This window comes from Streptococcus sp. A22, assembly GCF_043674215.1.
GTDB lineage: Bacteria > Bacillota > Bacilli > Lactobacillales > Streptococcaceae > Streptococcus > Streptococcus suis_V.
The window spans coordinates 11,924-37,157 of record NZ_JBIMJQ010000004.1; the positions used below are offsets into that span (position 1 = coordinate 11,924).

The window sequence follows — 25,234 nt, forward strand, 5'->3', positions numbered from 1 at the left end:
AGCCATGCTAGCACAATTAGATACCAAAACCGTCTATACCTTTATGGATAGCATGGTCACCATTGACCGCTATGTCCAGCAGGCCAAAGAGCTGGGCTATCGGACCATTGGGATGATGGATAGGGATAATCTCTATGCAGCCTACAGTTTTATGGAAAGCTGTCAATTAGTTGGTCTACAGCCTGTCATTGGTTGTGAGTTCGACTGGGATTTGGCTGGCTATGAGCATCCAATTGCCACGAAATTAGTAGCCCTGTCTACGACTGGCTATCGCAATCTCCTTAAGATATCAACGGCCAAGATGCTGGGACAGGATGATTTTGAGAGCATTCGTCAGTATCTGCAAGATGTGGCCCTTATCCTGCCTTATTTTCCAGGAATTGACCAGTTAGACCTGGGGCTGGATTTTTATATTGGTGTGGGCTTGGAAACACCTGTCCAAGAGTTTACACAACCTATCTTGCCTCTCTATCCCGTTCGTTTGTTTGACCGAGAGCAGGCTCAGGCCCTCCAGGTGCTGAGGGCAATTCGGGATAATGTCCAGCTCAACCAAGTCCCTGACTTGGAGCCAGGTCAGGTCCTTTTATCGGCAGATAGTCTGAAAGACTTGTTTAGCAGCCGCTTTCCACAGGCAGTGGTCAATCTGGAAAAACTGGTTCAAGGTATTTCCTATGATTTGGACAAAAGTCTCAAATTACCACGTTTCAACAGACAACGGTCGGCAGTAGAAGAACTTCGCGAGCAGGCTGAGGCAGGCTTGCGAGAAAAAGGCTTATTTGAGCCGGCTTATCAAGAGCGATTGGATAGGGAATTGGCTGTCATTCACAAGATGGGCTTTGATGACTATTTCCTTATCGTCTGGGACCTCTTGCGCTTTGGACGTAGCCAGGGCTACTATATGGGAATGGGACGGGGGTCTGCAGTAGGGAGCTTGGTGGCCTATGCTCTTAATATCACAGGCATTGACCCGGTCAAGCACAATCTGCTCTTCGAACGGTTCCTAAATGAAGAACGCTATTCCATGCCGGATATTGATATCGATATTCCGGATATTCATCGACCAGACTTTATCCACTATGTTCGTGACCGTTATGGCTCGACCCATGCTGCCCAAATTGTGACCTATTCGACCTTTGGGGCCAAGCAGGCTATAAGGGATGTTTTCAAACGCTTTGGCACGCCCGAATACGAGTTGACCAACATTACCCGCAAGATTTCTTTTAAAGACAGTCTTGCATCAGCCTATCAGCGCAATGCTTCCTTCCGCCAGCTCATCAACAGTAAAATAGAGTACCAGAAGGCCTTTGCTATTGCCCAGCAGATTGAAGGGCAGCCTCGCCAGACCTCTATCCACGCAGCCGGTGTCGTTATGAGTGATGAAGAGCTGACGGATACAATTCCCCTAAAAATGGGTGAGGACATGCTGATTACCCAGTATGACGCCCATGCTGTCGAGGCCAATGGTCTGTTGAAAATGGACTTCTTGGGCCTGCGTAACCTGACCTTTGTCCAAAAAATGGCCCAAGCTGTGGCTGATAAATATGGGAAAACTATTGATATTGCCGGTATTGACCTGGAAGATTCGCCTACCTTGGCGCTCTTTGCTGCTGGCAAAACCAAGGGAATCTTCCAGTTTGAACAACCGGGAGCTATCAATCTCCTCCAGAGGGTCAAGCCCAACCGATTTGAAGATGTGGTAGCGACAACCAGTCTCAACCGACCAGGTGCCAGCGACTATATCGATAATTTTGTCAAACGCAAGCAAGGTCAGGAAGAGATTGATTTGCTGGATTCGTCCATTGCAAACATTCTCCGACCAACCTATGGCATTATGCTCTACCAGGAGCAGGTCATGCAGATAGCCCAGGTTTATGCTGGGTTTACTCTGGGGAAAGCCGATTTGCTCCGCAGGGCCATGTCCAAGAAAAAGGCTGAGGAGATGCAGGCCATGGAGGCGGATTTTCTGGCAGGAGCGCTAGCCAATGGACATGAGGAAACCAAGGCCAAGAAGATTTTTGCCATGATGGCCAAGTTTGCAGGTTATGGATTTAACCGCAGTCATGCCTACGCCTATTCGGCCCTGGCCTTCCAAATGGCCTATTTCAAGACCCACTATCCGGACATCTTCTTTGATGTCATGCTGAATTTCTCTAGCAGTACATATATCACGGATGCCCTGCAATTTGACTTTCAGGTGGCTAGGTTGTCGATGAACACCATTCCCTACTATGACAAGTTCGACAAGTCCAAGATTTATCTAGGCTTGAAAAATATCAAGGGCCTGCCCAAGGATTTCTCCCTCTGGTTGATTGAAAACCGTCCCTACAAGTCGGTCGAAGATTTTATCTTGAAACTGCCTGCCCAGTATAAAAAGAAGGATTTGCTAACTCCGCTCATTCACATCGGTTTATTTGATGAATTTGAGTCCAATCGCAAGAAGATAGTAGAAAATCTGGACAATCTCTTTGTCTTTGCAGATGCCTTTGGTAGCTTTTTTGCGGAGGAGACCTATAGCTGGCTCCAGTCGGACGACTTTAATGATAGTGAAAAATACCAGCTGGAACAGGCCGTGCTAGGTATCGGTATCAGTCCTCATCCTCTGATTAAGCTCCGACAGGAGACCCAGCGTTCTGTGACCGATTTAGGCGATTTGGTGGCTGGAAATCGGGTGACCATCCTGATACAAGTTCAGTCTATCCGCCGGATTCGGACCAAGAATTCGGGTCAGCCCATGGCCTTTCTACAAGTGACCGATATGAAAGATAAATCGGAAGTCACGGTCTTTCCGGAACTCTACCAACAGACAGGGCAGTTCTTGAAGGAAGGGGATATCCTCTACGTAACTGGCAAGATCCAGGAAAGGGAGGGACAGTTACAACTGGTGGCTGACAAGTTAGAAATAGTCAGTCTGGAAAAGTTGTGGATTTTACTGGAAAACCGGGAGCATGACCATGCAGTTGCTCGAATTTTAGCCAAATATAAGGGATCAATTCCTGTCGTTCTGCATTACCAAGACAGCAATCAGACCATTCAGGTAGACCAGTTTCAAGTGATGAAAACGCCTCAATTAGAGCAAGAGTTGGCTGAATTTGCTATGAAAACGGTTTTTCGTTGAAAAAGCGTAAAAAGACGAGCAAGATCTAGTCAAGTGTGTTATAATAAGGCAGTTAAATTGAAAATTGAAGGAGCATATAATGAAGCGTATTGGTGTTTTGACCAGTGGTGGTGACGCACCTGGTATGAATGCTGCCATTCGTGCAGTTGTTCGCCAAGCAATCTCAGAAGGAATGGAAGTATACGGTATCAATGATGGCTATGCTGGAATGGTTGCCGGAGATATCCATGAATTGTCTGCACGCTCAGTAGGAGATATCATTTCTCGTGGTGGTACCTTCCTCGGTTCAGCTCGTTATCCTGAATTTGCCCAATTGGAAGGTCAATTAAAAGGGATTGAACAGCTGAAAAAACATGGTATTGAAGGCGTTGTTGTTATCGGTGGTGACGGTTCTTACCACGGTGCGATGCGCCTGACAGAGCATGGTTTCCCAGCAATTGGTTTGCCAGGAACAATCGATAATGATATCGTAGGAACAGACTTTACCATCGGTTTTGATACAGCTGTGACTACAGCTATGGATGCCATTGATAAGATTCGTGACACATCTTCTAGTCACCGTCGTACCTTTGTTATCGAAGTAATGGGTCGCCATGCAGGTGACATTGCCCTTTGGTCTGGTATCGCATCAGGTGCGGACGTTATCGTTGTGCCGGAAGAAGAGTTTGACATCAAGGATATTGTTGCTCGCATCAAGGCAGGTTATGACAATGGCAAGAAACATAGCATTATTGTCTTGGCAGAAGGTGTTATGCCAGCAGCTCAATTTGCTGAAGAATTGAAAGCAGCTGGTGACACAAGTGACCTTCGTGTGACTGAACTTGGTCACATCCAACGTGGTGGTTCACCAACAGCTCGTGACCGCGTTCTTGCGTCACGTATGGGTGCTCACGCTGTTAAATTGCTCAAAGAAGGCCGTGGTGGACTTGCTGTCGGTATCCGCAATGAGCAAATGGTGGAAAACCCAATCCTTGGTACTGCCGAAGAAGGTGCCTTGTTTAGCCTCACTGATGAAGGTAAGATTGTCGTTAACAATCCGCACAAAGCAGACCTTGACATGGCTGAGTTGAACCGTAACTTGTCTATCTAATAGATAGTCTAGAAAATTAGTTATTAAGGTCATAAGACCAGAAATAAGAAGGAGTTTAGTTAAGATGAACAAACGTGTTAAAATCGTTGCAACCCTTGGACCTGCGGTAGAATTCCGCGGTGGTAAGAAATTCGGTGAGTCAGGTTACTGGGGTGAGCAGTTGGATGTTGAAGCATCAGCTGAAAAAATCGCTCAATTGATTACTGAAGGTGCTAACGTTTTCCGTTTCAACTTCTCACATGGTGACCATGCTGAGCAAGGTGCACGTATGGCAACTGTACGTCGCGCAGAAGAAATCGCTGGCAAAAAAGTAGGTTTCTTGCTTGATACAAAAGGTCCTGAAATCCGTACTGAATTGTTCGAATCAGGCGAAGGTGAGTACGCTTATAAGACTGGTGACCAATTGCGTGTTGCTACAAAACAAGGTATCAAGTCAACTCAAGAAGTGATTGCCTTGAACGTTGCTGGTGGCCTAGACATCTTCGACGACGTTGAAGTTGGTAAGCAAATTCTTGTTGACGATGGTAAACTAGGTTTGACTGTTATTGCCAAAGATGAAGAAAAACGTGAATTTATCGTTGGTGTTGAGAACGATGGCGTTATTGCTAAGCAAAAAGGTGTAAACATTCCTTACACTAAGATTCCTTTCCCAGCGCTTGCTGAGCGTGACGATGCGGATATCCGTTTCGGTCTTGAACAAGGTCTTAACTTCATCGCTATCTCATTCGTTCGTACTGCACAAGACGTTGAGTCAGTTCGTGCTATCTTGAAAGAGACTGGTAACGAACACGTACAACTCTTCTCTAAAATCGAAAACCAACAAGGTATCGACAATATTGATGAAATCATCGAAGCTTCAGATGGTATCATGATTGCGCGTGGTGACATGGGTATCGAAGTACCATTTGAAATGGTTCCAGTTTACCAAAAAATGATCATCAAGAAAGTCAATGCAGCTGGTAAAGCAGTTATCACAGCTACAAACATGTTGGAAACAATGACTGACAAGCCACGTGCAACTCGTTCAGAAATCTCTGACGTCTTCAACGCTGTTATCGATGGTACAGATGCTACTATGCTTTCAGGTGAGTCAGCTAACGGTAAATACCCAGTTGAATCAGTTCGCACTATGGCAACTGTTAACAAAAACGCACAAACTCTTCTTAACGAGTACGGTCGTTTGAACTCTGACACTTTCAACCGTTCATCTAAAACTGAGGTTGTGGCATCTGCGGTTAAAGATGCTTGCCACTCAATGGATATCAAGTTGGTCGTAACAGTTTCAGAAACTGGTTACACTGCGCGTGCTATCTCTAAATACCGTCCAGATGCAGACATCTTGGCAATTACTTTCACTGAGAAAGTTCAGAAATCATTGATGCTTAACTGGGGTGTCATCCCAGTTGTGACAGACCGTCCAAATTCAACAGACGATATGTTCGACTTGGCTGAGCGTATTGCTAAGGAAGAAGGACTTGTTGTTGCAGGTGATAACATTGTAATCGTTGCTGGTGTACCAGTAGGTGTAGCAGGTTCTACAAACACAATGCGTGTGCGCACCGTACAATAATAATTAAATTGAGAAGTCTATTGCGGAAGCGATAGACTTTTTGCATGAGCCAAATCAAAAATCCTACCATTTGGCAGGATTGTCGTATTATCTTTTAATATAATTGGCAGGCTCATAAGGACTTCTGTCAAAATTCGTATCCTTGCCCAGAATTTCTTTGGCAATTTGCCAGCCGATAAAGGGGCCATTAGTCAGGCCAGAAGAGCCCAGACCACTGGCCACCCAGATATTGTCCATTTCAGGAACAGTTCCGTAAAATGGTGCGTAGTTGGAGGTATAGGCCCTGGTACCAATACGAGTGCGAACCACAGGGTAGTTGGCCAAATCAGGCATAAATTCCGCAGATTTTTCATGCATCGTTTGGATTTTTTCAGGGTCAAGGGTCAAATCATAGCCCATGTTATCCTCATGGGTGGCCCCGACAATGATTTTTCCATTCTCAAACGGCAGGATGTCAATTTGACCATAGGGCATGCAGACTGGCCAGCCGCTGGTATCAAAATCTGTATCCAATTCCAGAAGCTGACCTTTTTGTGGACGGACATCTACCTGATAGCCGAGAGGTTCCAGCATATCTGGCAACCAGGAACCGGTAGCTAGGATAATGTGGTCGGCAGTTAGTTCTCGCCCATCCAGCTGAACAGTTCCTTCATCTATCAGTCTAGCCTGTCCCTGCAATAGAGCTCCGCCATTTTCCAAAAACTTTTCCTGTAACAAGTCAATCAGTTTTCCACCGTCGATACGGCCGCCGCCTTCCAGGTGGATACCGTAGAAATCAGGCTTGAGTGGTGGTAGATAGTTGCTGACTTCTTGTCCTTCAAGAGTAGTGATGTCTCCAATGGTAGGGGTGTCTAGCCTGCGGTCTTCTGCGATTTTCTTGATTTTGTCCAGGAGTTCGGGCTTGCTTTTGAGGCCAATGGTTCCAGTTTGCTTGAAGGGGATGTCCTTGGCTCCTGCACTTTCTAAATCAGCTACCAACTGGCGGTAGAAGACAGCACCTTTCGAGGTCAGGCGGTACCAGTCCTTGTTTTTCTTCTGGGCCATCCAGGGGCAGATAATGCCAGCAGCAGCACGGGTAGCTGTACCAACACCGTGGTCAATCAGGGTCAGGTCAATATTGCTATCTTGAGAAAGGTAGAAGGCAGCGGTTGAACCAACAATGCCTCCACCAATAATGATGATATGTTTCTTCATAATGTTCATTATATCACAAATTCAGGAGTTTATTTATTTTTTCCCCCATGTTACAATAGAATCTAGAAATCAAGGAGAGAGATTGTGTCTGATATTATGTATCCAGAGGTTCTGACGCTTGGGAGCGGAGCCGTCAAAGTAGCAACAGTGGGAGACAGTCTGACCTATGGTTATGGGCTGGACAATCGTGAAAAGGATGCTTATCCGTCTATTTTGGCTGAACAATTGGGTCACCACTACCAGGTGTCCAACTTCGGTCTTAGCGGCCGTTCCCTCCAATCGACAGCAGATTTTCCCTATTTTAAGGAAGAAAATGCCCAACTGTCCTTGGAGAGCGAGGCTGACATCGTCATCATCATGATTGGTAGCAATGATAGCCGGGGACCTTACTGGAACAAGGAAGGCTTTCAGCGAGAGTATAAGGAAATGGCAGAGCGTTATATGAATTTGCCCAGCCAGCCAGACGTCTACCTGGTTATCCCGCCTTTCGTGCCAACCAGCCGCTTCGGCCTCAATAATCAGATTATCGAGGAAGAGTTGCAGGCTATCATTCCTCAAATCGGTCAGGAGCTGGGCCTGCCGGTCATCAATCTCTATCCCATAACCAAGGGGAAATTGGAGTACTATAGCGACGGCCTTCATCTCAGTCCGCTGGGCAATCAGGTCATTGCCCAGGAAATTTATCGTCACCTCCAAGGGTAAATGTCAAGTATTTTCATGAAAATATGCTATACTAATAGAGATTGGAGAGATTATGGTAAAGAGAGACCTTTTTCGCCAACTCTTATTGTTGGTATTGCTGATTTTAGGAATTATTGGGCTGAGGGTATGGTTGTTTGAACCAGTGCGTATTACTTCAACCATGGCCAATGACTACATTAAGCGAAATGATGTCATTATCGCCCTAAAGAATACAGAACTCAAGCATGGGGAATTTGTCCTATACGAACACGAGGGCAAGGAACATGTTAGCAGGATTATCGCCCTCGAAGAGGAAACAGCGACCTATCTAGATAATGTTCTCTACCGCAACCAAAAGATTGTGCGTGAGGATTATTTGGAGCTTATCCCGGAGCAGGAGTATTATACGGAAGACTTGACGATTGAAACCCTAACAGGCGGGGAGTTTCAGGTTATTCCCAAAGGTAAGATTCTGGTCTTAAATGATAATCGAATGGACCGGAATGATAGCCGCAGCTTTGGTTTGATTGATCAGAGTGACATTATAGGGCGCTTGAGCTTTAGAATCAGCCCCTTGTCAGAATTTGGCTTTATTGAAACAGGACTAACCCAATAGAGGTTGGTTCTTTTATTTTCAAGAACTTTCATCGAAAATTAAAAGTTGACTATACCAATTTAATGATTGACAAGTTTATAAGTCTGTTATATACTGTTTTTACCGGTCTTTTTAGTAGAAAATATGACTAGACCAATTTATTGAAAATGAATGAAAGTCGGTGGAGCGAACACCGAGGTGATAGGATATGTGTGGAATTGTTGGTGTTGTTGGAAATACAAACGCAACAGATATTTTGATTCAAGGTTTGGAAAAATTGGAATATCGTGGTTATGATTCAGCTGGTATTTTTGTGACCGGTGGTTCAGAAGACCACCTGGTTAAGGCTGTGGGTCGTATTGCAGAACTTTCCGCTAAGGTAGGGGATAAGACAGATGGCACAGCTGGTATCGGCCATACACGCTGGGCTACCCATGGCAAGCCAACTGAAAACAATGCCCACCCTCATACATCCCAAACAGCTGGCCATATTCTGGTCCACAATGGTGTGATTGAGAACTATGCTGAAATCAAGGCAGACTACCTGGCAGGCCATGATTTTAAAGGGCAAACGGATACTGAAATTGCTGTTCATTTGATTGGACAATTTGCCTCAGAAGGCTTGTCAACTTTGGAGGCTTTCAAAAAGGCACTTCATATCATCCAAGGTTCGTATGCCTTTGCTTTGATTGATGTGACAGATGCGGATACGATTTATGTTGCTAAGAATAAATCACCACTCTTGATTGGTCTGGGTGATGGCTACAACATGGTCTGCTCCGATGCCATGGCTATGATTCGTGAAACCAGTGAATATATGGAAATTCACGACAAAGAATTGGTTATCGTGAAAAAAGACAGTGTTCAAGTTATGGACTACGACGGCAATGCTATCGAACGTGGAAGCTATACTGCTGAGCTTGATCTGTCTGATATCGGTAAGGGAACATATCCTTACTACATGCTCAAGGAAATTGATGAGCAACCAGCTGTCATGCGTAAATTGATTGGCGCATACACAAATACTGATGAACAAGTAACAGTTGATGCGGAGATTGTCAAGGCAGTACAAGATGCTGACCGTATCTATATCCTAGCAGCTGGTACTTCCTACCACGCAGGATTTGCCGCAAAAGACTTCATGGAGAAGTTGACGGATACACCAGTTGAGCTGGGGATTTCTTCTGAATGGGGTTATAATATGCCGCTCTTGAGCCAAAAGCCCCTCTTTATCTTCATCAGCCAGTCTGGTGAGACAGCGGATAGCCGTCAGGTTTTGGTTAAGGCCAATGAAATGGGCATTCCAAGTTTGACGGTGACAAACGTTCCAGGCTCTACCCTGTCTCGTGAGGCCAACTACACCATGTTGCTCCATGCTGGTCCAGAAATCTCTGTTGCTTCGACCAAGGCCTATACTGCTCAGATTGCAACTCTAGCTTTCTTGGCCAAGGCTGTTGGGGATGCCAATGGAAATACCTATGCCAAGGAATTTGATTTGGTACACGAATTGTCCATTGTTGCCCAGTCTATCGAGGCTACTTTATCAGAAAAAGATATTATTGCTGAGAAAGTGGAGAAACTACTTGGTACAACTCGAAATGCCTTCTATATCGGACGTGGCAGCGACTATTACGTTTCTATGGAAGCGGCTCTCAAGCTCAAGGAAATTTCCTATATCCAGTGTGAGGGTTTTGCTGCTGGAGAGCTCAAGCATGGTACCATTTCCCTGATTGAAGACGGTGTGCCGGTTTTGGCCTTGATTTCAAATAATCCTCATCTGGCCAGCCACACCCGTGGAAATATCCAGGAAGTGGTGGCGCGTGGTGCCCATGTCATGACCATCGTTGATGAGGCCATTGCCAAGGAAGAAGATGACTTCACAGTGACTAGTGTTCACCCATTCTTGTCTACCATTGCCATGGTTGTCCCAACCCAGTTGATTGCCTACTATGCGACGCTCCAACGTGGTCTGGATGTGGACAAACCGCGTAACCTGGCGAAATCAGTAACAGTTGAATAAGCTTGCAAATCCACCTGTAAATTTGGTGGATTTTTGCATGAATATTCGATTTTTATGTGAAATTTATGAAAAATTCTGACAAATTTCTTTCAAATCGCCCAATTTTCTGCTATACTAGATAAGATAATAACTCTTTTGGGAGATGTTTATGGATTATATTTTGGAAGTCTTGCCCCCCTTGGTGGATGGTGCTTTAGTCTCCTTACAAGTATTTGTTTTAGTATTAGTCTTGTCCTTGCCTTTGGGAGCTGTCTTTGCCTTCCTCATGCAAATCAAATTCAAGCCCTTGCAGTGGCTCTTGCATTTTTATGTACTTATTATGCGAGGGACTCCCTTGCTCCTGCAATTGATTTTTGTCTACTACGTCTTGCCGAGTGTGGGGATTACATTTGACAGGATGCCAGCGGTGATTACTGCCTTTACCTTCAACTATGCGGCTTATTTCTCTGAGATTTTCCGTGGAGGAATTGAGGCTATCCCAGCTGGTCAGTATGAGGCGGCTAAGGTCTTGAAATTTACACCTCTTCAGACTATTCGCTACATCGTCTTGCCCCAGGTTGTCAAGATTGTCCTACCAAGTGTCTTCAATGAAGTCATGACCCTGGTCAAGGATACCTCTCTGGTCTACGCCCTGGGAGTCAGTGACTTGCTCTTGGTCAGTCGAACTGCTGCCAACCGTGATGCTAGTCTAGCACCTATGTTTATTGCAGGGGCTATTTACCTGCTCATGATTGGAGCGGTTACGCTGGTTTCTAAACAGGTTGAAAAGAAATTTGATTACTACAAATAGGAGGAAGTCATGTTAGAATTACGCAATCTATCCAAACGATTTGGCAACAAGCAGATTTTCTCCAACTATGATTTGGTCATCCCGGAGGGGAAAATTGTCGCCATTGTTGGTCAATCCGGTGGCGGTAAGACTACGCTTCTCCGTATGCTGGCAGGTTTGGAGACCATTGATGAAGGTACTCTGATTTACAATGGTCAAGAACTGCCAGTTGAGGAATTGGAGAAACGACATTTGCTGGGCTTTGTTTTCCAAGATTTCCAGCTTTTCCCCCACCTTTCAGTATTGGAAAATTTGGTCCTCTCCCCTATTAAGACACAAAATATGTCGGCTATAGAGGCGGAAGACAAGGCTCGTAAACTTCTGGAAACACTAGGCCTGGCCAACCACGCAGCAGCCTATCCTTATTCTCTATCAGGAGGGCAGAAGCAGCGTGTGGCCCTGGCTCGCGCCATGATGATTGATCCTGAGATTATTGGCTACGATGAGCCGACTTCGGCATTGGATCCTGAGCTACGAAAAGAAGTTGAAAAGCTGATTTTGGAAAACCGTGCGACAGGAATCACGCAGATTGTGGTAACCCACGATATGCAGTTTGCTGAAAATATCGCAGATGAAATTATCAAGATTGAACCGAAGCATTAAAGAGGTAAGACATGGTGAAAATGAAAAACATAATTCTTGGAGCAACAGCTCTTGTAACAAGTTTGGCCCTTGCAGCCTGTGGCTCAGGCAGTTCTACTACAGAGTCAGACAATTGGTCTACTTATGAAAAAGACAAGTCAGTGACCATTGGTTTTGATAAGACCTTTGTCCCAATGGGATTTGAAGAAAAAGACGGTCAATACACTGGTTTTGACATCGAATTAGCAACAGCTGTTTTTGAAAAATACGGTATTACGATTGATTGGCAACCGATTGACTGGGACTTGAAAGAGACAGAGCTCAATAACGGCAATATTGATATGATTTGGAATGGCTATTCCATTACAGATGAACGCAAGGAAAAAGTTCTTTTCTCTGATGAATACATGGACAACCAGCAAGTTTTGGTGACCAAGAAATCATCTTCTATTGCTGATCCAGCTGGCATGAAGGACAAGGTTCTCGGTGCTCAAGCAGGTTCTGCAGGTTATTATGCATTTACATCTCAGCCTGAAATTCTTAAGGACCTGGTAAAAGACGGTGATGCTAGTCAGTATGCGACCTTCAACGAGGCCCTTATCGACTTGAAAAATGACCGTATCGACGGGCTCTTGATTGACCGTGTGTATGCCAATTACTATCTGCAAAAAGAAGGTATCATTGATGACTACAATATCATTGATGCTGGCTATGCTAACGAGGCCTTCGGTGTTGGTGTTCGTAAGTCAGACAAGACCTTGGTAGACAATATCAACAAAGCTTTTACAGAGCTTTATAAAGAAGGTAAGTTCCAGGAAATCTCTGAAAAATGGTTCGGAGAAGATGTGGCAACTGATGCTGTGAAAAACTAAGCAAATAAAAATTCTCAACCGTCATTTGGCTGAGAATTTTTTTCTTTACAGTTTTTTAGAAATCTGATGGAAGACGACTGTCCATTCTTCGTGGCGGCGCCAGAGAGAGGTGTGGACATAGTCACCGATTTCAAAGGTGACCAGTTTGGATTTTTGACTGACAGATGTCATCTGATAGTTGGATAAGTAGGTGGAATGGACCTGGTGCTGTTCCAGCATACCATCCTTGTCATGATAACGTCCTTTGGCATCAATCAGGAGATAGGCTGGGTCAATCAAGTCCTCATAGCCTGGTGCATGGGCCTGAATTTCAGTTTCATAACGGAAGAGTTTGTCGTAGACATGCTCGTAGATTTCATCGTGGGGGATTTCAGAGGGTTCGACATGGATGTCTACATCGAAGACCCCATGTTTGAGAATCAGGAGCTGCTCGACCTGCTCGGTGATTTCATGGCTTTCGTAAACAGAAAGGTCAGGATTCATTTCCAAGACAATATCCAGATAAATATTGGCGCCGTAGGTTCGGCCTCGCTGGGACTTGACGGAGACTATCTTGGGGAGCTTGAGGATATCCTCTTCGTACTTGTGGAGCAATTCTTCATCGAAACCGTCAGATAGGCTGAAGAAACTTTGCATGAAGATGTCGTAGGCCGTTTTCAGGATGAAGAAGGTGATGACGATGGCTGCAACCTTGTCAACAATACTGAGGTTGAAGGCGGCAGCAAAGACAGCAACGGAAGTTCCAATTGACGTAACTGCGTCGGATAAATTGTCCTTGGCAGCTGCTTCAAGTCCTTTGGAATGGACTTTTTTAGCCAGTCTGCTGTTATAGATATAGACCCCAATCATGACCAGGGCTGAGAAAATACCCACCAGGGCACCCAGCATATCGACTTGAACCACTTCCTTGCTCAGGAGTTTTTCAATGGTTGAATAGAGGACCTGAAAACCAACCATAAACATGATGAAAGAGGTAATCAGGCTAGCAAGGTCTTCCATTTTCCAATGGCCAAACTTATGGTCTCTATCAGCTGGTTTTTGGGCCATTTTCAAGCCAATCAGCACGGCCACATTTCCGATGATATCAGAGAGGTTGTTGAAGGCGTCGGCTCGAAGTGCATCGGAATGAAAGAGCTCGCCAGCAGCTAGTTTGAGCCCGGATAGGAGGATGTAGGCTGAAATGGAAATCTGTGCGCCACGTTCGGCTAGTTTGAGATTGCTTGTCGGTTGATTGTTCATCTGGTCTCCTTTTTAAGCTAATATTGTACCAAAAAAACCACCTAGTTTCAATCTAGGTGGTCGGTGTCTGGTACCAGCGTTTTTGAATGGCTCTGTACACTTGCAAGAGTACGGTACCGCTGGCCATGCCGATAGGAATGATGAGGCAGAGGGTCAGGACACTGGTGATATTGGCAAGGGCTTGGGCATAATCTCCAGAAACAAAATAGGTCGTTGTCATATAGGACCGATAGCCAGGGACTAGGGGAGCCAGGATAGCCAGAGAAAAAATGATAGAGGGTGTCTTGAGTAGGATGCTCATGACCTGGCTAATCATGGAGCCGATTACCGCTGCCAAAAAAGTGGCAATGAGCGGATTGGTTGGTCCCTGCAGTAGGAGATAGAGGAGCCAGACAAACATTCCTAGAAGTCCTCCGGGAACCAGAAGTTTCCTAGGAACATTGAGGATGACCATGAAGGCAATCATGGCTAGAAAAGAAGCTACAGCTTGTAGTAAAAAATTCATAAGTTACCCCACGAGTAAGAGTGCAACAGTGGTCCCTGCACCCAGGGACAGGATAATCAGAGCCGTTTGAAAGAGCTTGGTCATGCCGGTATTGATATGGTTGGTCATCAGATCTCGGACCGCATTGGTCAGGGTGATACCAGGCACAAAGGGCATGACAGCACCAGCATTGATAAGGTTGGGATTGATAGCCAGGCTGGTGTATTTCTCTAGTAGATAGGCGGTTAGGGAAAATAGCAGAGCTCCACAGAAGGTAGTCACAAAAGCAATGCCGATAAATTTCTCAATCTGCAGCGAGAGGGGAAAGGCCAGAGCGGTCGCAGCAGCAGAGCAAAAAGCATCCCAGGCGGAGCCGCCGAACATAAGGGTAAAGAAGGGAACGGCAAAAATAGCCGCCAAAATCAGCTGGCCAGTCGTGTAAGGTGCTTTTTCCAGTTTGATAGCAGACAGAATTTCCCAGGCCTCTTCAAGGTTAATCTGGCCTTCAACCAGCGAACGAGAGACTTGATTGACATCGCAGACCTTCTGCATATTGTAGCTGGAGGAGACAATTCTCTTCATCCGTGAAATGTTGGTGTGGTCAATGGAAAAGAAAATGGCCGCTGGAATGGCCAGCACATTGGCATCCATTATCCCTTGAGAATGGGCGATGCGAATCATGGTATCCTCCACCCGATGAATTTCCGCCCCGCTTTGGAGTAAGATGCTACCGGCCAGCATAAGCACGTCAATGACCAGGTCTTGCTCTTTTTGTTCCATTTCATCCCTAGCTCTTTCCTTGATGTTTTAGTTTATTATATCAAAATCAGCTCTGGGAAGAAGGATTTTTATAAATAATGAGCAAAATAGTTGAAAAATATTCGGATTGTAGTACAATTGACTGGTCAACAATTGACAAATCAACAAATGAGAGAAGTCATGTCAAGCATGGAAGAGGTACTTTACCAGCTGAAAATTACCGAAGAGACCATTACCAATCTATTTGAAAAGCGGTTGGGGATTTCCCTGACCCGTTATCGGATTCTTCAGATTTTGCTAGAGGAGGCACCGCTTTACCAAACAGCCTTGCAGGAGAGGCTTGGAATTGACCGCGCAGCCATTAGCCGGCATCTGAAAATTTTGGAAGAGGCGGCCTACATCCGTCGTGAGCGAAACCCTGACAATCAGAGGGAAATTTTGGTTTACCCGACCAAGAAAGCGCAGAAGGATTTGATTGATAGCCCGCCCAGCCAGCATGTGGTGGTCAAACGGGCTATGGAACATATCCTAACAGCTGACCAAGTGGAGCAATTTCAGCAGATTCTGACCAAGCTAAGTGCAGGCTTGAAAGACCTCCCTCTATAACTATTCTTAAGGAGATATAGCATGTCTATTTTTACAACTATTTTAGCTACCATCGTAGCATTGGAACACTTGTACATTATGTATTTGGAAACTTTTGCTACTCATTCGGACTCGACCAGCCGTGTCTTTAATATGGCCAAGGACGAGCTGCAACGCAAGTCTGTAACCACCCTGTTCAAAAACCAGGGAATCTACAATGGCTTGCTGGCCCTTTTTCTACTTTATGGAATTGTGACTGGCAATCTTGAAATTGTGACCATATTTGTCCTCTATGTTATCGGCGCAGCTGCTTATGGTGCGATTACTTCAAGCCCTAAAATTATCCTGAGCCAAGGAGGTCCAGCCATTTTGACCCTCTTGTCACTTTTGATATTTAAGTAGTCAAAAAGCCCCCGAGCTGGAGGGCTTTTCGTGTACTCTTACTGAACATAAATGTCGCCATTTTGGCTATGCAGGGTCAACTTGTTTTTTGCATTTGGATTGCCATGAGTGGTTTGTTCGCTATCTTCATCAGCAGAAAGTTCTTCGATTGCAAGATCCTTCAGGCTTTCCTTATGAATGGTCAGGTCAATGTCACCGTCGTAGGCCAAGACATCATAGTTGCCGATGACTTGCAGCCCAGTGGCGCGAATGTTGCCATTTTCTACGGTCAAATGGTTGAGCTGGTCACTACTTGAGTCTTCCACATCTTCTAGTTTTACTTCCTGCAAATCAATATCTCCATCCCAGACTACGATGTTAGTTGAGTGAATGGTGGTTTTTTTGGCCAAGAAGTTACCGTTGTTGATAGAAATATCCAGTTTGTCAACGGTCATATCTTCAAGATTGGCATTTCCATCAAAGAGTCCGCCGGTCAATTCATCCAAGTGGCTACCGGCTGGCAAGAGCAGGGTCGGTGTGGTGTAGGTTTGGGTTTGGGTTTGGGTTTGGTTCTCTTGGAGCATTTTTATCCCTTCTAGGAAACCGTCATAGCGAAACCCCTGGTCGTTATTATCTTCAATGGTCAGACTGCCATTTATCAGCTCGTAGACAATAGGACTGCCCTGTTTCTTGCTGACTTGAAAATAGAGGGTCGGTTTTTCGACATCACTTGTAGAGATTGTGAGATTGGTGGAGCTATTGATTTTTTGCAAGTTGTCAAATTCAACCTGCTGGACCTGGTAGGAATTATCTAGGTGATTTCCGATTTCCTGCCAGCCACCTAGTAGGAGACCCAGCAAGGACAGAAGGAGGCCAGTTGCTAGGGTAATGAGAGTGTAGCGTGTGCTGGATTTAAGCTGTTTCATAGCGGTCTCCTTTCGGCAATAACTGTTGAATAAAGTGAAGGCTGGCCTGCAGGAGCTTGTGGCCGATAAAAATGGTCGCCTTGATGCCCAAAATTCCCAGAGCTATTCCAATCAAGGCTAGGCCGGTGACCAGGATGCCTGAGCTGATAGCAGTGGTAAAGAGTTCAAAGGCTGATAGAAAGCCGGAAATTCCTAGGCTAATCAGGGCGATGCAGAGGCTGGCCATGGCTAGAACCAGGGCTAGGACGAGGAGGATGAGGCTCACAAAGAGAGCCAAGACCACCAGACCCAGAATCAAGCCCATGGGAGCAGCCAAGATAGACAGGGTTACCAGAAGTAGACGGTTGCTGGTGCTAGGCTTTTCTCCACTGACTTCTTTATCATAGAGATTGGCTAAAATATCACTAGCAGCATGCTTGGGACTGCCCAATTCTGCGATGACCTGGTCTTCGTTCTCAGGTCCAGCCTCGTCAAAGTATTCATTAAAATGTTCCATAGCATCATGGAAATCTTCTTGTGGCAGGCGTTTGAGATAGCCAGCCAATTGGTTCATATAGTCTGCGCGTGTCATCATTTTCTCCTTATTTGACAGTAATACTGGAATCGCTTGCGTCCAAAATCAGAGTAGGGGTGATGCCCTCCAGCAGGTATTCCAGGTGGAGCCAATCATCGTCACGTTCTAGGTGAGCAGCAATTTCCTGAGGCAAATGGAGCAGGCTATCGTCTGTTTCCGCTAGAAGATTGCTCTTTTGGGACATGCCCAAGGTGACCACAGAATCTTCGATTTCAAGGGCAAGTTCTCCCTGCCAGGTGGATTGGTTCATTGAAAGGTGACAATCCGCAATCTCCACATGCCCCTTGCCGAGGTTCAGACCTGTCAACATGAGGTTGCAATCTGCTGTCTGCCAGTCAAGGGTTGAACAACTAGAATCCTTGCACGTAAGGTTGATGTCTTTTGCCTCCATGATCCAGTTTTGGGCAGTGATGTGCTTGAAGGAGAGATTGCTATCGCTGGTTTCTGTTACCGTTAAGCGGTCCACAGTCAGGTTGTTGATAACCAGATTGGCATCGGTCAAACGAACATCTGCTGTGTGCAGGGCAGGTTTCTGGGGAAGTTTGAGGACAGTTTTTTGTCTGCTGTCTGAGTAAGCCATCCCAAAGCCCTTTGGTATCTCCATAGAAGAAAGGAGGAGTGTGTCGCCATCCAGGCAGAAGGTAAAGGGCTGGTAGTTGCCATCAAGAGAGGCGGGGGAGAGGAGGCTGGCGGAGTCCTTGTCCCAGCTCTCAATTATCAAGGTTTGGTCCTCCAGCTGGAGGTTAAGGCGTTGGAAGTTTGGCAAAGGGGTCTCCACAGTCTCAAAGTCGAGGGGCTTGGTGTCCTTGAAGCTGAAGTTCTTGAAAAAATTCTTCCAGTCCCAGGTCAAATCAACACGTGGTGGCTCCTGGTTCTCTATCAGGGCATCTTCAGGCAGGTTAGCTATGATTTCCTGAGCAGCAGAGATCGGATCGCCTAGCTCTGAGATAGTCGCCTGGTCATCATTTCGGTCGTCGAAGTATTCTTGGAAATAGTCCAGGGCCTCTTGTTTGGCGGTTGGATTGAGTTTGTTGAGTGCTTGTTCTAGTTGGTTCAAATAATCTGCGCGTGTCATTTTCGTAGGCTCCCTTCTATAATTCCGTCGATATGGTCTTTGTAGCTATTCCATTCACCTTGCAGGAAGGGGATATGTTCACGTCCAGCAGGTGTGATGGTATAGTATTTTCTCTTTCTCCCTTGAAATTCTTGGGTATAGGTGGTGACGTAGCCCGCCTTTTCCAGTTTCTTCAAGATAGGGTAGAGCGTGGATTCCTTTATATCAGCAACTATCTTGATGGTTTGACTGATTTCATAGCCATAAGAATCTTGTTTCTCTACGATGGCCAAGATCAGAAATTCAATCAAGATAGAGGATACGGGGTAGTACATGAAATCACCTCTTTATCTTTATGTAATTATTTTATATATAAATTATATACCTATCGTTTACTTAAATCAAGTAATTATATAAATTTTTTATATATTTTTTAAAAAAGTAAAAGCAACCCTTCCAAATTGGAAAAGTTGCTTCATTTGATATTAGTCGATAAAGAAAGTTTGTGGACCTTGGTAGCGGCTTCCGTCATTGAAGGCAATGTAGACATTGAAAAGTGGTGTAAACAAGACATAGAAGATGGCTTGAATATCAGACAAACCAAATGCTTTACCATAGCAGTAAGTCAAATAAATGCCATAAAGTGGTCCAGCGAGTGGGATGAGTAGGAAGAGGATAAACCAGCCTTTGTCCTTGCCGAATGTTATGCATTGTTGGATATAAAGGTTGTAGAAAGGAATGAGGGATTTCCAACCAGCATAGCCGGCTTTTTTAAAGAGGATGAAGTTGGAAATAGTTACGAGGACATACCAAATGAGTGAAAAAATCATACCGGCTCCCCAAAGTCCAACTAAAATACCTTGCGCAAATGTTTCTTCTGTCATAATAAAACTCCATTTGTTTTTGATGGTTCTATTATAACAGTATTAGTTCAATAATACAAGTGGTTTTTCAAAAATTACGAAAGATTTTCAGAAAAAATCAGACCTTCAATTGAAAGTCTGAACAAATTGTTTATTTATATGCTACTATTCCTAAAATTACATCAACAGCTTTTTCCATGGTTTCGAGGCTGACGAACTCGAAGCGGCCGTGCATATTTTCACCACCTGCGAAGATATTTGGCGTTGGGATGCCCATGAAGGAAATCTTAGAGCCGTCTGTTCCTCCACGAACAGGCTCAATCAGTGGCTTGATACCCAGATTTTCCATGATATCCTTAGCGATGTTGATTGGAGTCATGTCTTTTTCGATGATTTTCTTCATGTTGTAGTATTGGTCATGTAAGTTGACAATGACACGTGGCGTATCAAAGTTGTCATTCATTTTATCAGCAATGTCCAGCATGAGCTGTTTGCGGGCTTGGAAGTCTTCTCCCTCGAAGTCGCGGATGATGTAGGTGGTAGAAGCAGTATCGACACTGCCCTCCATGTTCATCAAGTGGAAGAAGCCTTCATAGCCTTCTGTTTTCTCAGGGCGGTCTGCTTCAGGAAGAGCATTGTGGAAATCAATAGCCATCTGGAAGGCGTTAATCATCTGGTCTTTAGCAGAACCAGGGTGGACATTGCGTCCTAGGAAGTCAATCTTGGCAGCAGCTGCTGAGAAAGTTTCGTACTGGAGTTCACCAAGCGGTCCACCGTCCATGGTGTAGGCAAAGTCCACATCAAAGTCTTCCACGTCAAACTTGTCTGCACCGACACCGATTTCTTCGTCAGGACCAAAACCGACACGGATTTCGCAGTGCTTGATATCAGGGTTTTGGACTAGGAATTCAATCGCTGTCATGATTTCTGCAATTCCTGACTTGTCATCAGAGCCTAGCAAGGTTGTACCATCTGTGGTAATCAGGGTTTGACCCTGGTAGTTGGCAAGTTGAGGGAAGTCTTTTGGATGCAATTCATAGCCAGAAGTTCCTAAAGCGATTGGGTTACCGTCGTAGTTTTCGATGATTTGTGGGTTGACACCATCTGCGTTGAAGTCAGCCGTATCCATGTGGGCAATGAAACCAATCTTACGTGTCAAACTTGGGTCGTTGGCAGGGAGTGTTCCTACAGCAAAGCCATTTGGCAGGTAGTGGACATTCTGTAAGCCAATCCGTTCCATTTCAGGCAGAAGTATATTCTGTGCGAACTCAACCTGGTTTTGAGTAGATGGAGTGGTGGTTGAGTTCTCGTCAGAGCGGGTATTTTCTTTGACGTAGACTAAAAATCGTTCGAGTAGTGTTGGGTATTTCATGTGGTCTCCTTACTTGTTCAAAATGTGTTTTTCAATGGCCTTGGCCACACCGTTGTTTTCATTGCTGTCGGTGATATCTTGGGCAATGGCCTTGACTTGCTCATTCGCATTTCCCATGGCAATGCCCAGTCCTGCAAAGGCAATCATTTCCAAGTCATTATTGGCATCGCCAACAGCCATGATTTCCTCAGGCAATATTCCTAGACGGTCAGCCAATTTTTTCAGTCCAGAGGCCTTGCTAGCACCGTTTGGCAGGATTTCCAGCAGGTATTCTTGACTGCGAACGGTCGAATATTTCTGGCTGAGGACAGGATTGTGGGTATTTTCAAAAGCATCAATGGCCTCTTTTTCACCGACAAACATGGCTTCAAAGAAGCGGTGTTTGCCAGATTTTGCTTCTTCTAGGTCGATGGAAATAGGTGTCATCCCAACCAGACTGGCATCATGAATAACGGTTTCATTTGCTTTTTGTGCAACGACAAAGAAATGGTCTTCGTCGAAGAGTGTGAGTTGAACCTCATCAGTATTTGTAAATGTGTCAAGGTAGTCCAAGTCTGTCTGAGTCAGCTCCTCCCAGTCGATCAGACTCCAATCCTTAGTCAAATGGGTCGAGCAACCGTTGTTGACGATGATGTACTCGTCTTCTTGGTCAAAGCCCAGCTGTTCCACAAAAGGCTTGACACCGACCAGGGGACGACCTGTGCAGAGTACGACGGTCACACCAGCAGCAACGGCCTGGTGGATGGTATCAATCTGTGGCTGGGTCAATTCCTTCTTCTCATTAAGCAGGGTTCCGTCCATATCAAGGGCGATTAGTTTAATCATAGGCACCTCCGTATAGTTCTGATATTAGTATAGCATAAATTGAAAAAAGTCGGAATCAATAGTGGAAGAATCCAAAAAATAATCAGGAAAATTTCCCTATTTTTGCTAGAAATATTTTTGACAAATCTGTAACAAAAACTTAATGTTTTGAAGAAATCCAAGCGGGTAAAGGACTTGATGAAGTTAGCTTAAAAAAGTAAATAAAAATAAGGGGAAACATACCTGTCGGAGCTTGCAAATGCTATCAAATAAGGTTAGAATAAAGAAGCGAGTATAATAATGACTCAACTGTAATATGTTTTTATATTAAACTCATGCTAAGAATGTAGGAGAAACGAATGACGAAGAAGATTGCAAAAACAGCAGGTTTTGCTGCTGCAACAACATTGGCTGTCCTAGGACAACAAGCAGTAGAAGCTAGTGAAGTAGTCGTGCCGGCAGAGCCAGTAGCTGATCAGGTATTAACTACAGAAGCAACAGATGCAACAACCACTACCGATTCTACAAGTAGTGAAACAGCTTCACCAGTAACAGAGGAAGAGGTTATCGCTGCTGAAGACGTTTATAAGGCAGCTGAAGCTGAGCAAGTAGCCCAAGAAGAAGTTGTGGCAACTGCAACTGCGGAAATGGACAGCACTCAGGCACAATTGGACCAGATTGATAGTGAGATTGCTGCAATTGATAGTGCTCAAACGATTATTGAGAATGCTCCTCAGATTATCGAGCAAACTGAATCAAAAATTGCTAGCGAGGAAGCAACGATTGCTCCTGCTGAAACAGCTATTGCAACCGCAGAATCACTTGTGGCGACTGAGGCAACTGATTTGGCAACAGCTAAAGCTGGCGAAGTAGCAGCTAATCAAGTAGTGGCAGATGCTGAAACAGCTCTTGCTGATGTTAAAGCAGACTTAGCTGAAGTTGGTCTTGAAAGTGCTCAAACAGCAGTAGACAATCTCAAAACAACTGAAGCAAAGCAGATTCAGCAAGTTTCAAGCCTTGAGAACGCTGTCAAAGTAAATGAAACTGCTGTTACAAATGCTGAAAAGGCGCTGACTTCAGCACAAACAACTGCTAAGCAAGACTTAGATAAAGAAATCAGTCAAGTCAATGCAAAATTGTCAGCTAAGAAGACGGAGTTGGCAAATACACCAGCAACAACTACGACGACAACAAATACGGTTAAATCTGTAGTTGGTAGCAATAAGATTACCTTGCCAAGCTCTTACATCAACACAGCCTACCCTGCTCTTAAACAAATTGAGAATGCTGGTTATACAGGCTCTCCAGCTTTCACTAGTGTTGTAAATCAAAATAAATCAAAAATTGTAGTTGCCAGTCAACAAGGAACTTATGGTATTCAATGGGGCGGAAGCGGTGTGAACACCTACCAATCAATTGCAGCAGATAAAACTCGTACAATTGACCCGGCTAACCTTACCAAGGAAGTCCAAAATGAGATTGCACAGTTTACAGCAGAGATATTGAATGGGGTTCGGACACAACTGGGTTTAGCATCAGTTGCTGTGACAAGTTCAGCCCAAGATTTTGCTAAGCGTGTTGCAAGTGCTTACAATAGCAAAGGTTTAAGTACACTTATCCATGATTTCTCAGCTATTGGTTCCGCAGCAACAGCAAGTGGTCTTAAATCTTCCGATAATCGTGGCTACGAGTCCTTGGGGGACTTTGGACATGCTACAACAGTCGATCAGTTAAAAGGGCTCTTCTACAACTCATTGGTTTATATGCTCTTTAACGATGAAGGTTCTAACTTCGGTCATACGATTTCGCTCCTGCAAAATTCAGGCAATGATACTTATTATCTTGGTGCCACATCTCGAGTAGCCTCAAGTCAATTCCGCAGTACCAAGGCTACGCAGACTCAAATTTACATGATTCCTTCGTCGAATATTGTAAGTTCAAACTTTAGTCAGACGCCAATTACAGGTACTACTAGCACAACAGTTGACAACACAAATGCGATTAACAAGCTCAAGGCAGAAATTAAAACTCTCGAGACAAAATTGTCTAACTTGAGAAGTACTAACTTGGCATCTGCACCTATTGTTGTTGCAGCGAATCAAACACTTCGTACGGCTCAAAATCGTTTGCAAACAATTAAGGATAGCTTGGCAACAGCGAAGGCTACACTTGAGCAGACTCAGTATCAGTTGACAGTTGCTCAGAAGAATTTAGCTTCGCTTACTGCACAGAACCAACAACTCCTAACGAAACAAGGACAAGCTCAAACAGCACTTGCTAAAGCGCTTGTGGCTCAAAAAGCAGGGGTGGCAAAAGTTGCTCAAGCTCAAGAAGACTATAACAAGTCAGTAGAAGCTGAAACGGCTGCCAGAGACAAATTAGTCGAAATTCATGCTAGAATTGCTGGCTTGAAAGAGAAAATTGCTGAGACAGAGAAATTGGTTGCAAATGCAACAACCTTGATTGCAGATAAAGAGCGACTAGAGACACAGAAATCTATTTTGGCTGGTCTCTTGTTGAAGCAAAAAGCAGACTTGGTTGAACAATATGATATTCTTAAGGATAAAACTGCTCTGACTGTTGAAGCAAAAGAAGAGTATCTTCGCCTGCTCAACTTGTACCGCTTGGCAACTGGGAACAATATCTTCCAGCTTCCTGATGGAACAATTGTTGCTGTACCAGCGGTAGCTCCTACAGCTGACGCATTGCCAGAAGGTGAACTTCCTATTCTTACTACTCTAGTATCTCCTACAAATCTAGGAAATACACCAACGGAAGGCTCAAATATTCCTCAAGGTTCAGGAGTTGCAGCTGCTGGTGGTGCCGGTGCTGCGGGTGTAAATGGTTCAGCTGGAACTGTTAACCTTACTTCTTTGAGTGCGGATGTTGCTCCTGCTCAAGGCACAAGCCAATCAAATTCTGCTAAGTCAGAATCTGAAAAAACATTGCCAAAAACATCATCAGTAAATTCAGATATCATGGCAGTTGTTGGTATGATGTCAATGGGACTTACTTTTGGACTCGCAAAAAAGAAACGCGATGAAATCTAATATTCATGATTAAGGGAATCAATTTGATTCTCTTTTTCTTATTACTGAATTAACATATACTCTCTAATAAAATATCAACATAGAGAAAAAGAGGTGTCCTTATGTATGAAGAACTGGTTTAAAAATTAAAGCAGTTGGGAATTTCTTATGGTATGGTTGAGCATCCTGCTGCCCTGACAACCCAGGAGGCTGATTATTATATTGAGGGAATGGAAGGTGTGCGGACCAAGTCCATGTTTTTGACCAATAAGAAAAAGACGGCCTTTTATCTCTTGATTATGGACGACCAGAAACAGCTGGACATGGAGGCTTTAAGGAAATGGTTGGTGCCAACCGCATTTGCATGGATTCAAGCGACAGTCTCTGGGAAAAGATGCGATTGCCTGCGGGGACAGTTTCCATTTTTTGTTTGCTCAATAATCCCCATAAAGATATTTAAGTCTATTTTGATAGGGAAATCTTGACAGAAAAGATTCTGACATTTCATCCAAATATAAATACCAAGACAATTTTTGTGGCAACCCAGGATGTTCTTGCTTTTGTAGAAAGTTTGGGTTTTGATATCCAAATCGTCGACCTGCCATAGGATAATAAA

At 44.6% G+C, this 25,234-nt stretch carries 23 protein-coding genes and 1 pseudogene; 13 read left to right on the top strand and 11 right to left on the bottom strand.

Annotated features, from left to right (window positions below; genetic code table 11):
* The first annotated feature begins 4 nt into the window (after positions 1-4).
* The 3 genes from ACHBHN_RS02365 to pyk all read left to right on the top strand — a co-directional run bounded on the left by ACHBHN_RS02365 (position 5) and on the right by pyk (position 5,775).
* A complete protein-coding gene (locus ACHBHN_RS02365) occupies positions 5-3,115 on the top strand; it encodes a DNA polymerase III subunit alpha (RefSeq protein WP_394733569.1) in 3,111 nt (1,036 codons plus the stop codon).
* 79 nt (positions 3,116-3,194) lie between these two features.
* The gene (gene pfkA, locus ACHBHN_RS02370; protein WP_172021925.1) at positions 3,195-4,205 is read left to right on the top strand and encodes a 6-phosphofructokinase; all 1,011 of its coding nucleotides are present in this window, start codon (positions 3,195-3,197) and stop codon (positions 4,203-4,205) included.
* A 64-nt stretch (positions 4,206-4,269) separates the two neighbouring features.
* Positions 4,270-5,775 (top strand): pyruvate kinase, encoded by a 1,506-nt coding sequence (gene pyk / locus ACHBHN_RS02375; RefSeq protein WP_105111854.1) that lies wholly within the window; start codon positions 4,270-4,272, stop codon positions 5,773-5,775.
* An 87-nt stretch (positions 5,776-5,862) separates the two neighbouring features.
* Here pyk and ACHBHN_RS02380 read toward each other — a convergent pair whose 3' ends face one another.
* Positions 5,863-6,969, bottom strand: coding sequence for an NAD(P)/FAD-dependent oxidoreductase (locus tag ACHBHN_RS02380; protein ID WP_394731364.1), 1,107 nt, complete (start codon positions 6,967-6,969; stop codon positions 5,863-5,865).
* Between the two features lie 84 nt (positions 6,970-7,053).
* Between ACHBHN_RS02380 and ACHBHN_RS02385 the strand changes: the two genes are divergently transcribed.
* From ACHBHN_RS02385 to ACHBHN_RS02410, 6 genes are all read left to right on the top strand, one after another.
* Positions 7,054-7,671, top strand: coding sequence for a GDSL-type esterase/lipase family protein (locus ACHBHN_RS02385; RefSeq protein ID WP_105122303.1), 618 nt, complete (start codon positions 7,054-7,056; stop codon positions 7,669-7,671).
* Positions 7,672-7,723: 52 nt separating this feature from the next.
* Positions 7,724-8,266: a signal peptidase I gene (lepB, locus tag ACHBHN_RS02390; RefSeq protein ID WP_105122302.1), complete on the top strand. Its 543-nt coding sequence runs from the start codon at positions 7,724-7,726 to the stop codon at positions 8,264-8,266.
* Between the two features lie 187 nt (positions 8,267-8,453).
* Positions 8,454-10,265, top strand: a complete 1,812-nt coding sequence (gene glmS, locus ACHBHN_RS02395) for a glutamine--fructose-6-phosphate transaminase (isomerizing) (RefSeq protein ID WP_105111850.1) — start codon at positions 8,454-8,456, stop codon at positions 10,263-10,265.
* Between the two features lie 148 nt (positions 10,266-10,413).
* Positions 10,414-11,055: an amino acid ABC transporter permease gene (locus ACHBHN_RS02400; protein ID WP_105160121.1), complete on the top strand. Its 642-nt coding sequence runs from the start codon at positions 10,414-10,416 to the stop codon at positions 11,053-11,055.
* A 9-nt stretch (positions 11,056-11,064) separates the two neighbouring features.
* A complete protein-coding gene (locus ACHBHN_RS02405; protein WP_105111848.1) occupies positions 11,065-11,697 on the top strand; it encodes an amino acid ABC transporter ATP-binding protein in 633 nt (210 codons plus the stop codon).
* 20 nt (positions 11,698-11,717) lie between these two features.
* Positions 11,718-12,548, top strand: a complete 831-nt coding sequence (locus ACHBHN_RS02410; RefSeq protein WP_394731391.1) for an amino acid ABC transporter substrate-binding protein — start codon at positions 11,718-11,720, stop codon at positions 12,546-12,548.
* 45 nt (positions 12,549-12,593) lie between these two features.
* On the opposite strand, the gene ACHBHN_RS02415 is transcribed toward ACHBHN_RS02410, so the two are convergent.
* The 3 genes from ACHBHN_RS02415 to ACHBHN_RS02425 are packed head-to-tail and all read right to left on the bottom strand — an operon-like array spanning position 12,594 to position 15,051.
* The gene (locus tag ACHBHN_RS02415; protein ID WP_394733570.1) at positions 12,594-13,787 is read right to left on the bottom strand and encodes a cation diffusion facilitator family transporter; all 1,194 of its coding nucleotides are present in this window, start codon (positions 13,785-13,787) and stop codon (positions 12,594-12,596) included.
* A 52-nt stretch (positions 13,788-13,839) separates the two neighbouring features.
* Positions 13,840-14,292 (bottom strand): threonine/serine exporter family protein, encoded by a 453-nt coding sequence (locus ACHBHN_RS02420; protein ID WP_105160123.1) that lies wholly within the window; start codon positions 14,290-14,292, stop codon positions 13,840-13,842.
* Between the two features lie 3 nt (positions 14,293-14,295).
* Positions 14,296-15,051 carry a threonine/serine exporter family protein gene (locus ACHBHN_RS02425; RefSeq protein ID WP_394733571.1) on the bottom strand — a complete coding sequence of 252 codons (756 nt, stop codon included), beginning with the start codon at positions 15,049-15,051 and terminating at the stop codon, positions 14,296-14,298.
* Between the two features lie 159 nt (positions 15,052-15,210).
* Between ACHBHN_RS02425 and ACHBHN_RS02430 the strand changes: the two genes are divergently transcribed.
* Both ACHBHN_RS02430 and ACHBHN_RS02435 read left to right on the top strand, forming a co-directional pair.
* Positions 15,211-15,636, top strand: coding sequence for a MarR family winged helix-turn-helix transcriptional regulator (locus ACHBHN_RS02430; RefSeq protein WP_105122317.1), 426 nt, complete (start codon positions 15,211-15,213; stop codon positions 15,634-15,636).
* 21 nt (positions 15,637-15,657) lie between these two features.
* Positions 15,658-16,017 (top strand): DUF1304 domain-containing protein, encoded by a 360-nt coding sequence (locus tag ACHBHN_RS02435; protein ID WP_105111845.1) that lies wholly within the window; start codon positions 15,658-15,660, stop codon positions 16,015-16,017.
* A 38-nt stretch (positions 16,018-16,055) separates the two neighbouring features.
* Here ACHBHN_RS02435 and ACHBHN_RS02440 read toward each other — a convergent pair whose 3' ends face one another.
* The 7 genes from ACHBHN_RS02440 to ACHBHN_RS02470 all read right to left on the bottom strand — a co-directional run bounded on the left by ACHBHN_RS02440 (position 16,056) and on the right by ACHBHN_RS02470 (position 21,610).
* Positions 16,056-16,922, bottom strand: a complete 867-nt coding sequence (locus ACHBHN_RS02440) for a DUF4097 family beta strand repeat-containing protein (RefSeq protein WP_394733572.1) — start codon at positions 16,920-16,922, stop codon at positions 16,056-16,058.
* Complete coding sequence (locus tag ACHBHN_RS02445; RefSeq protein WP_105122298.1) at positions 16,909-17,493, bottom strand: DUF1700 domain-containing protein; 585 nt, start codon at positions 17,491-17,493, stop codon at positions 16,909-16,911. The genes ACHBHN_RS02440 and ACHBHN_RS02445 overlap by 14 nt, the downstream gene beginning before the upstream one ends.
* Positions 17,494-17,503: 10 nt before the next feature.
* On the bottom strand, positions 17,504-18,571 hold the full coding sequence (locus tag ACHBHN_RS02450) for a DUF1700 domain-containing protein (RefSeq protein ID WP_105122297.1): 1,068 nt from the start codon (positions 18,569-18,571) through the stop codon (positions 17,504-17,506).
* Positions 18,568-18,885, bottom strand: coding sequence for a PadR family transcriptional regulator (locus tag ACHBHN_RS02455; protein WP_044760760.1), 318 nt, complete (start codon positions 18,883-18,885; stop codon positions 18,568-18,570). The genes ACHBHN_RS02450 and ACHBHN_RS02455 overlap by 4 nt, the downstream gene beginning before the upstream one ends.
* 150 nt (positions 18,886-19,035) lie before the next feature.
* Positions 19,036-19,434 carry a DUF5684 domain-containing protein gene (locus tag ACHBHN_RS02460; RefSeq protein ID WP_105122296.1) on the bottom strand — a complete coding sequence of 133 codons (399 nt, stop codon included), beginning with the start codon at positions 19,432-19,434 and terminating at the stop codon, positions 19,036-19,038.
* Positions 19,435-19,564: 130 nt separating this feature from the next.
* A complete protein-coding gene (gene pepT / locus ACHBHN_RS02465; RefSeq protein WP_105122295.1) occupies positions 19,565-20,785 on the bottom strand; it encodes a peptidase T in 1,221 nt (406 codons plus the stop codon).
* A 9-nt stretch (positions 20,786-20,794) separates the two neighbouring features.
* Entirely contained in the window at positions 20,795-21,610 is an 816-nt protein-coding gene (locus tag ACHBHN_RS02470) for a Cof-type HAD-IIB family hydrolase (protein WP_105122294.1), read from the bottom strand.
* Positions 21,611-21,948: 338 nt separating this feature from the next.
* On the opposite strand from ACHBHN_RS02470, the gene ACHBHN_RS02475 reads away from it, so the two are divergent.
* The gene (locus ACHBHN_RS02475; protein WP_105122293.1) at positions 21,949-24,639 is read left to right on the top strand and encodes an SEC10/PgrA surface exclusion domain-containing protein; all 2,691 of its coding nucleotides are present in this window, start codon (positions 21,949-21,951) and stop codon (positions 24,637-24,639) included.
* A 152-nt stretch (positions 24,640-24,791) separates the two neighbouring features.
* Positions 24,792-25,225: pseudogene (locus ACHBHN_RS02480) on the top strand (YbaK/EbsC family protein).
* Positions 25,226-25,234 lie beyond the last annotated feature (9 nt).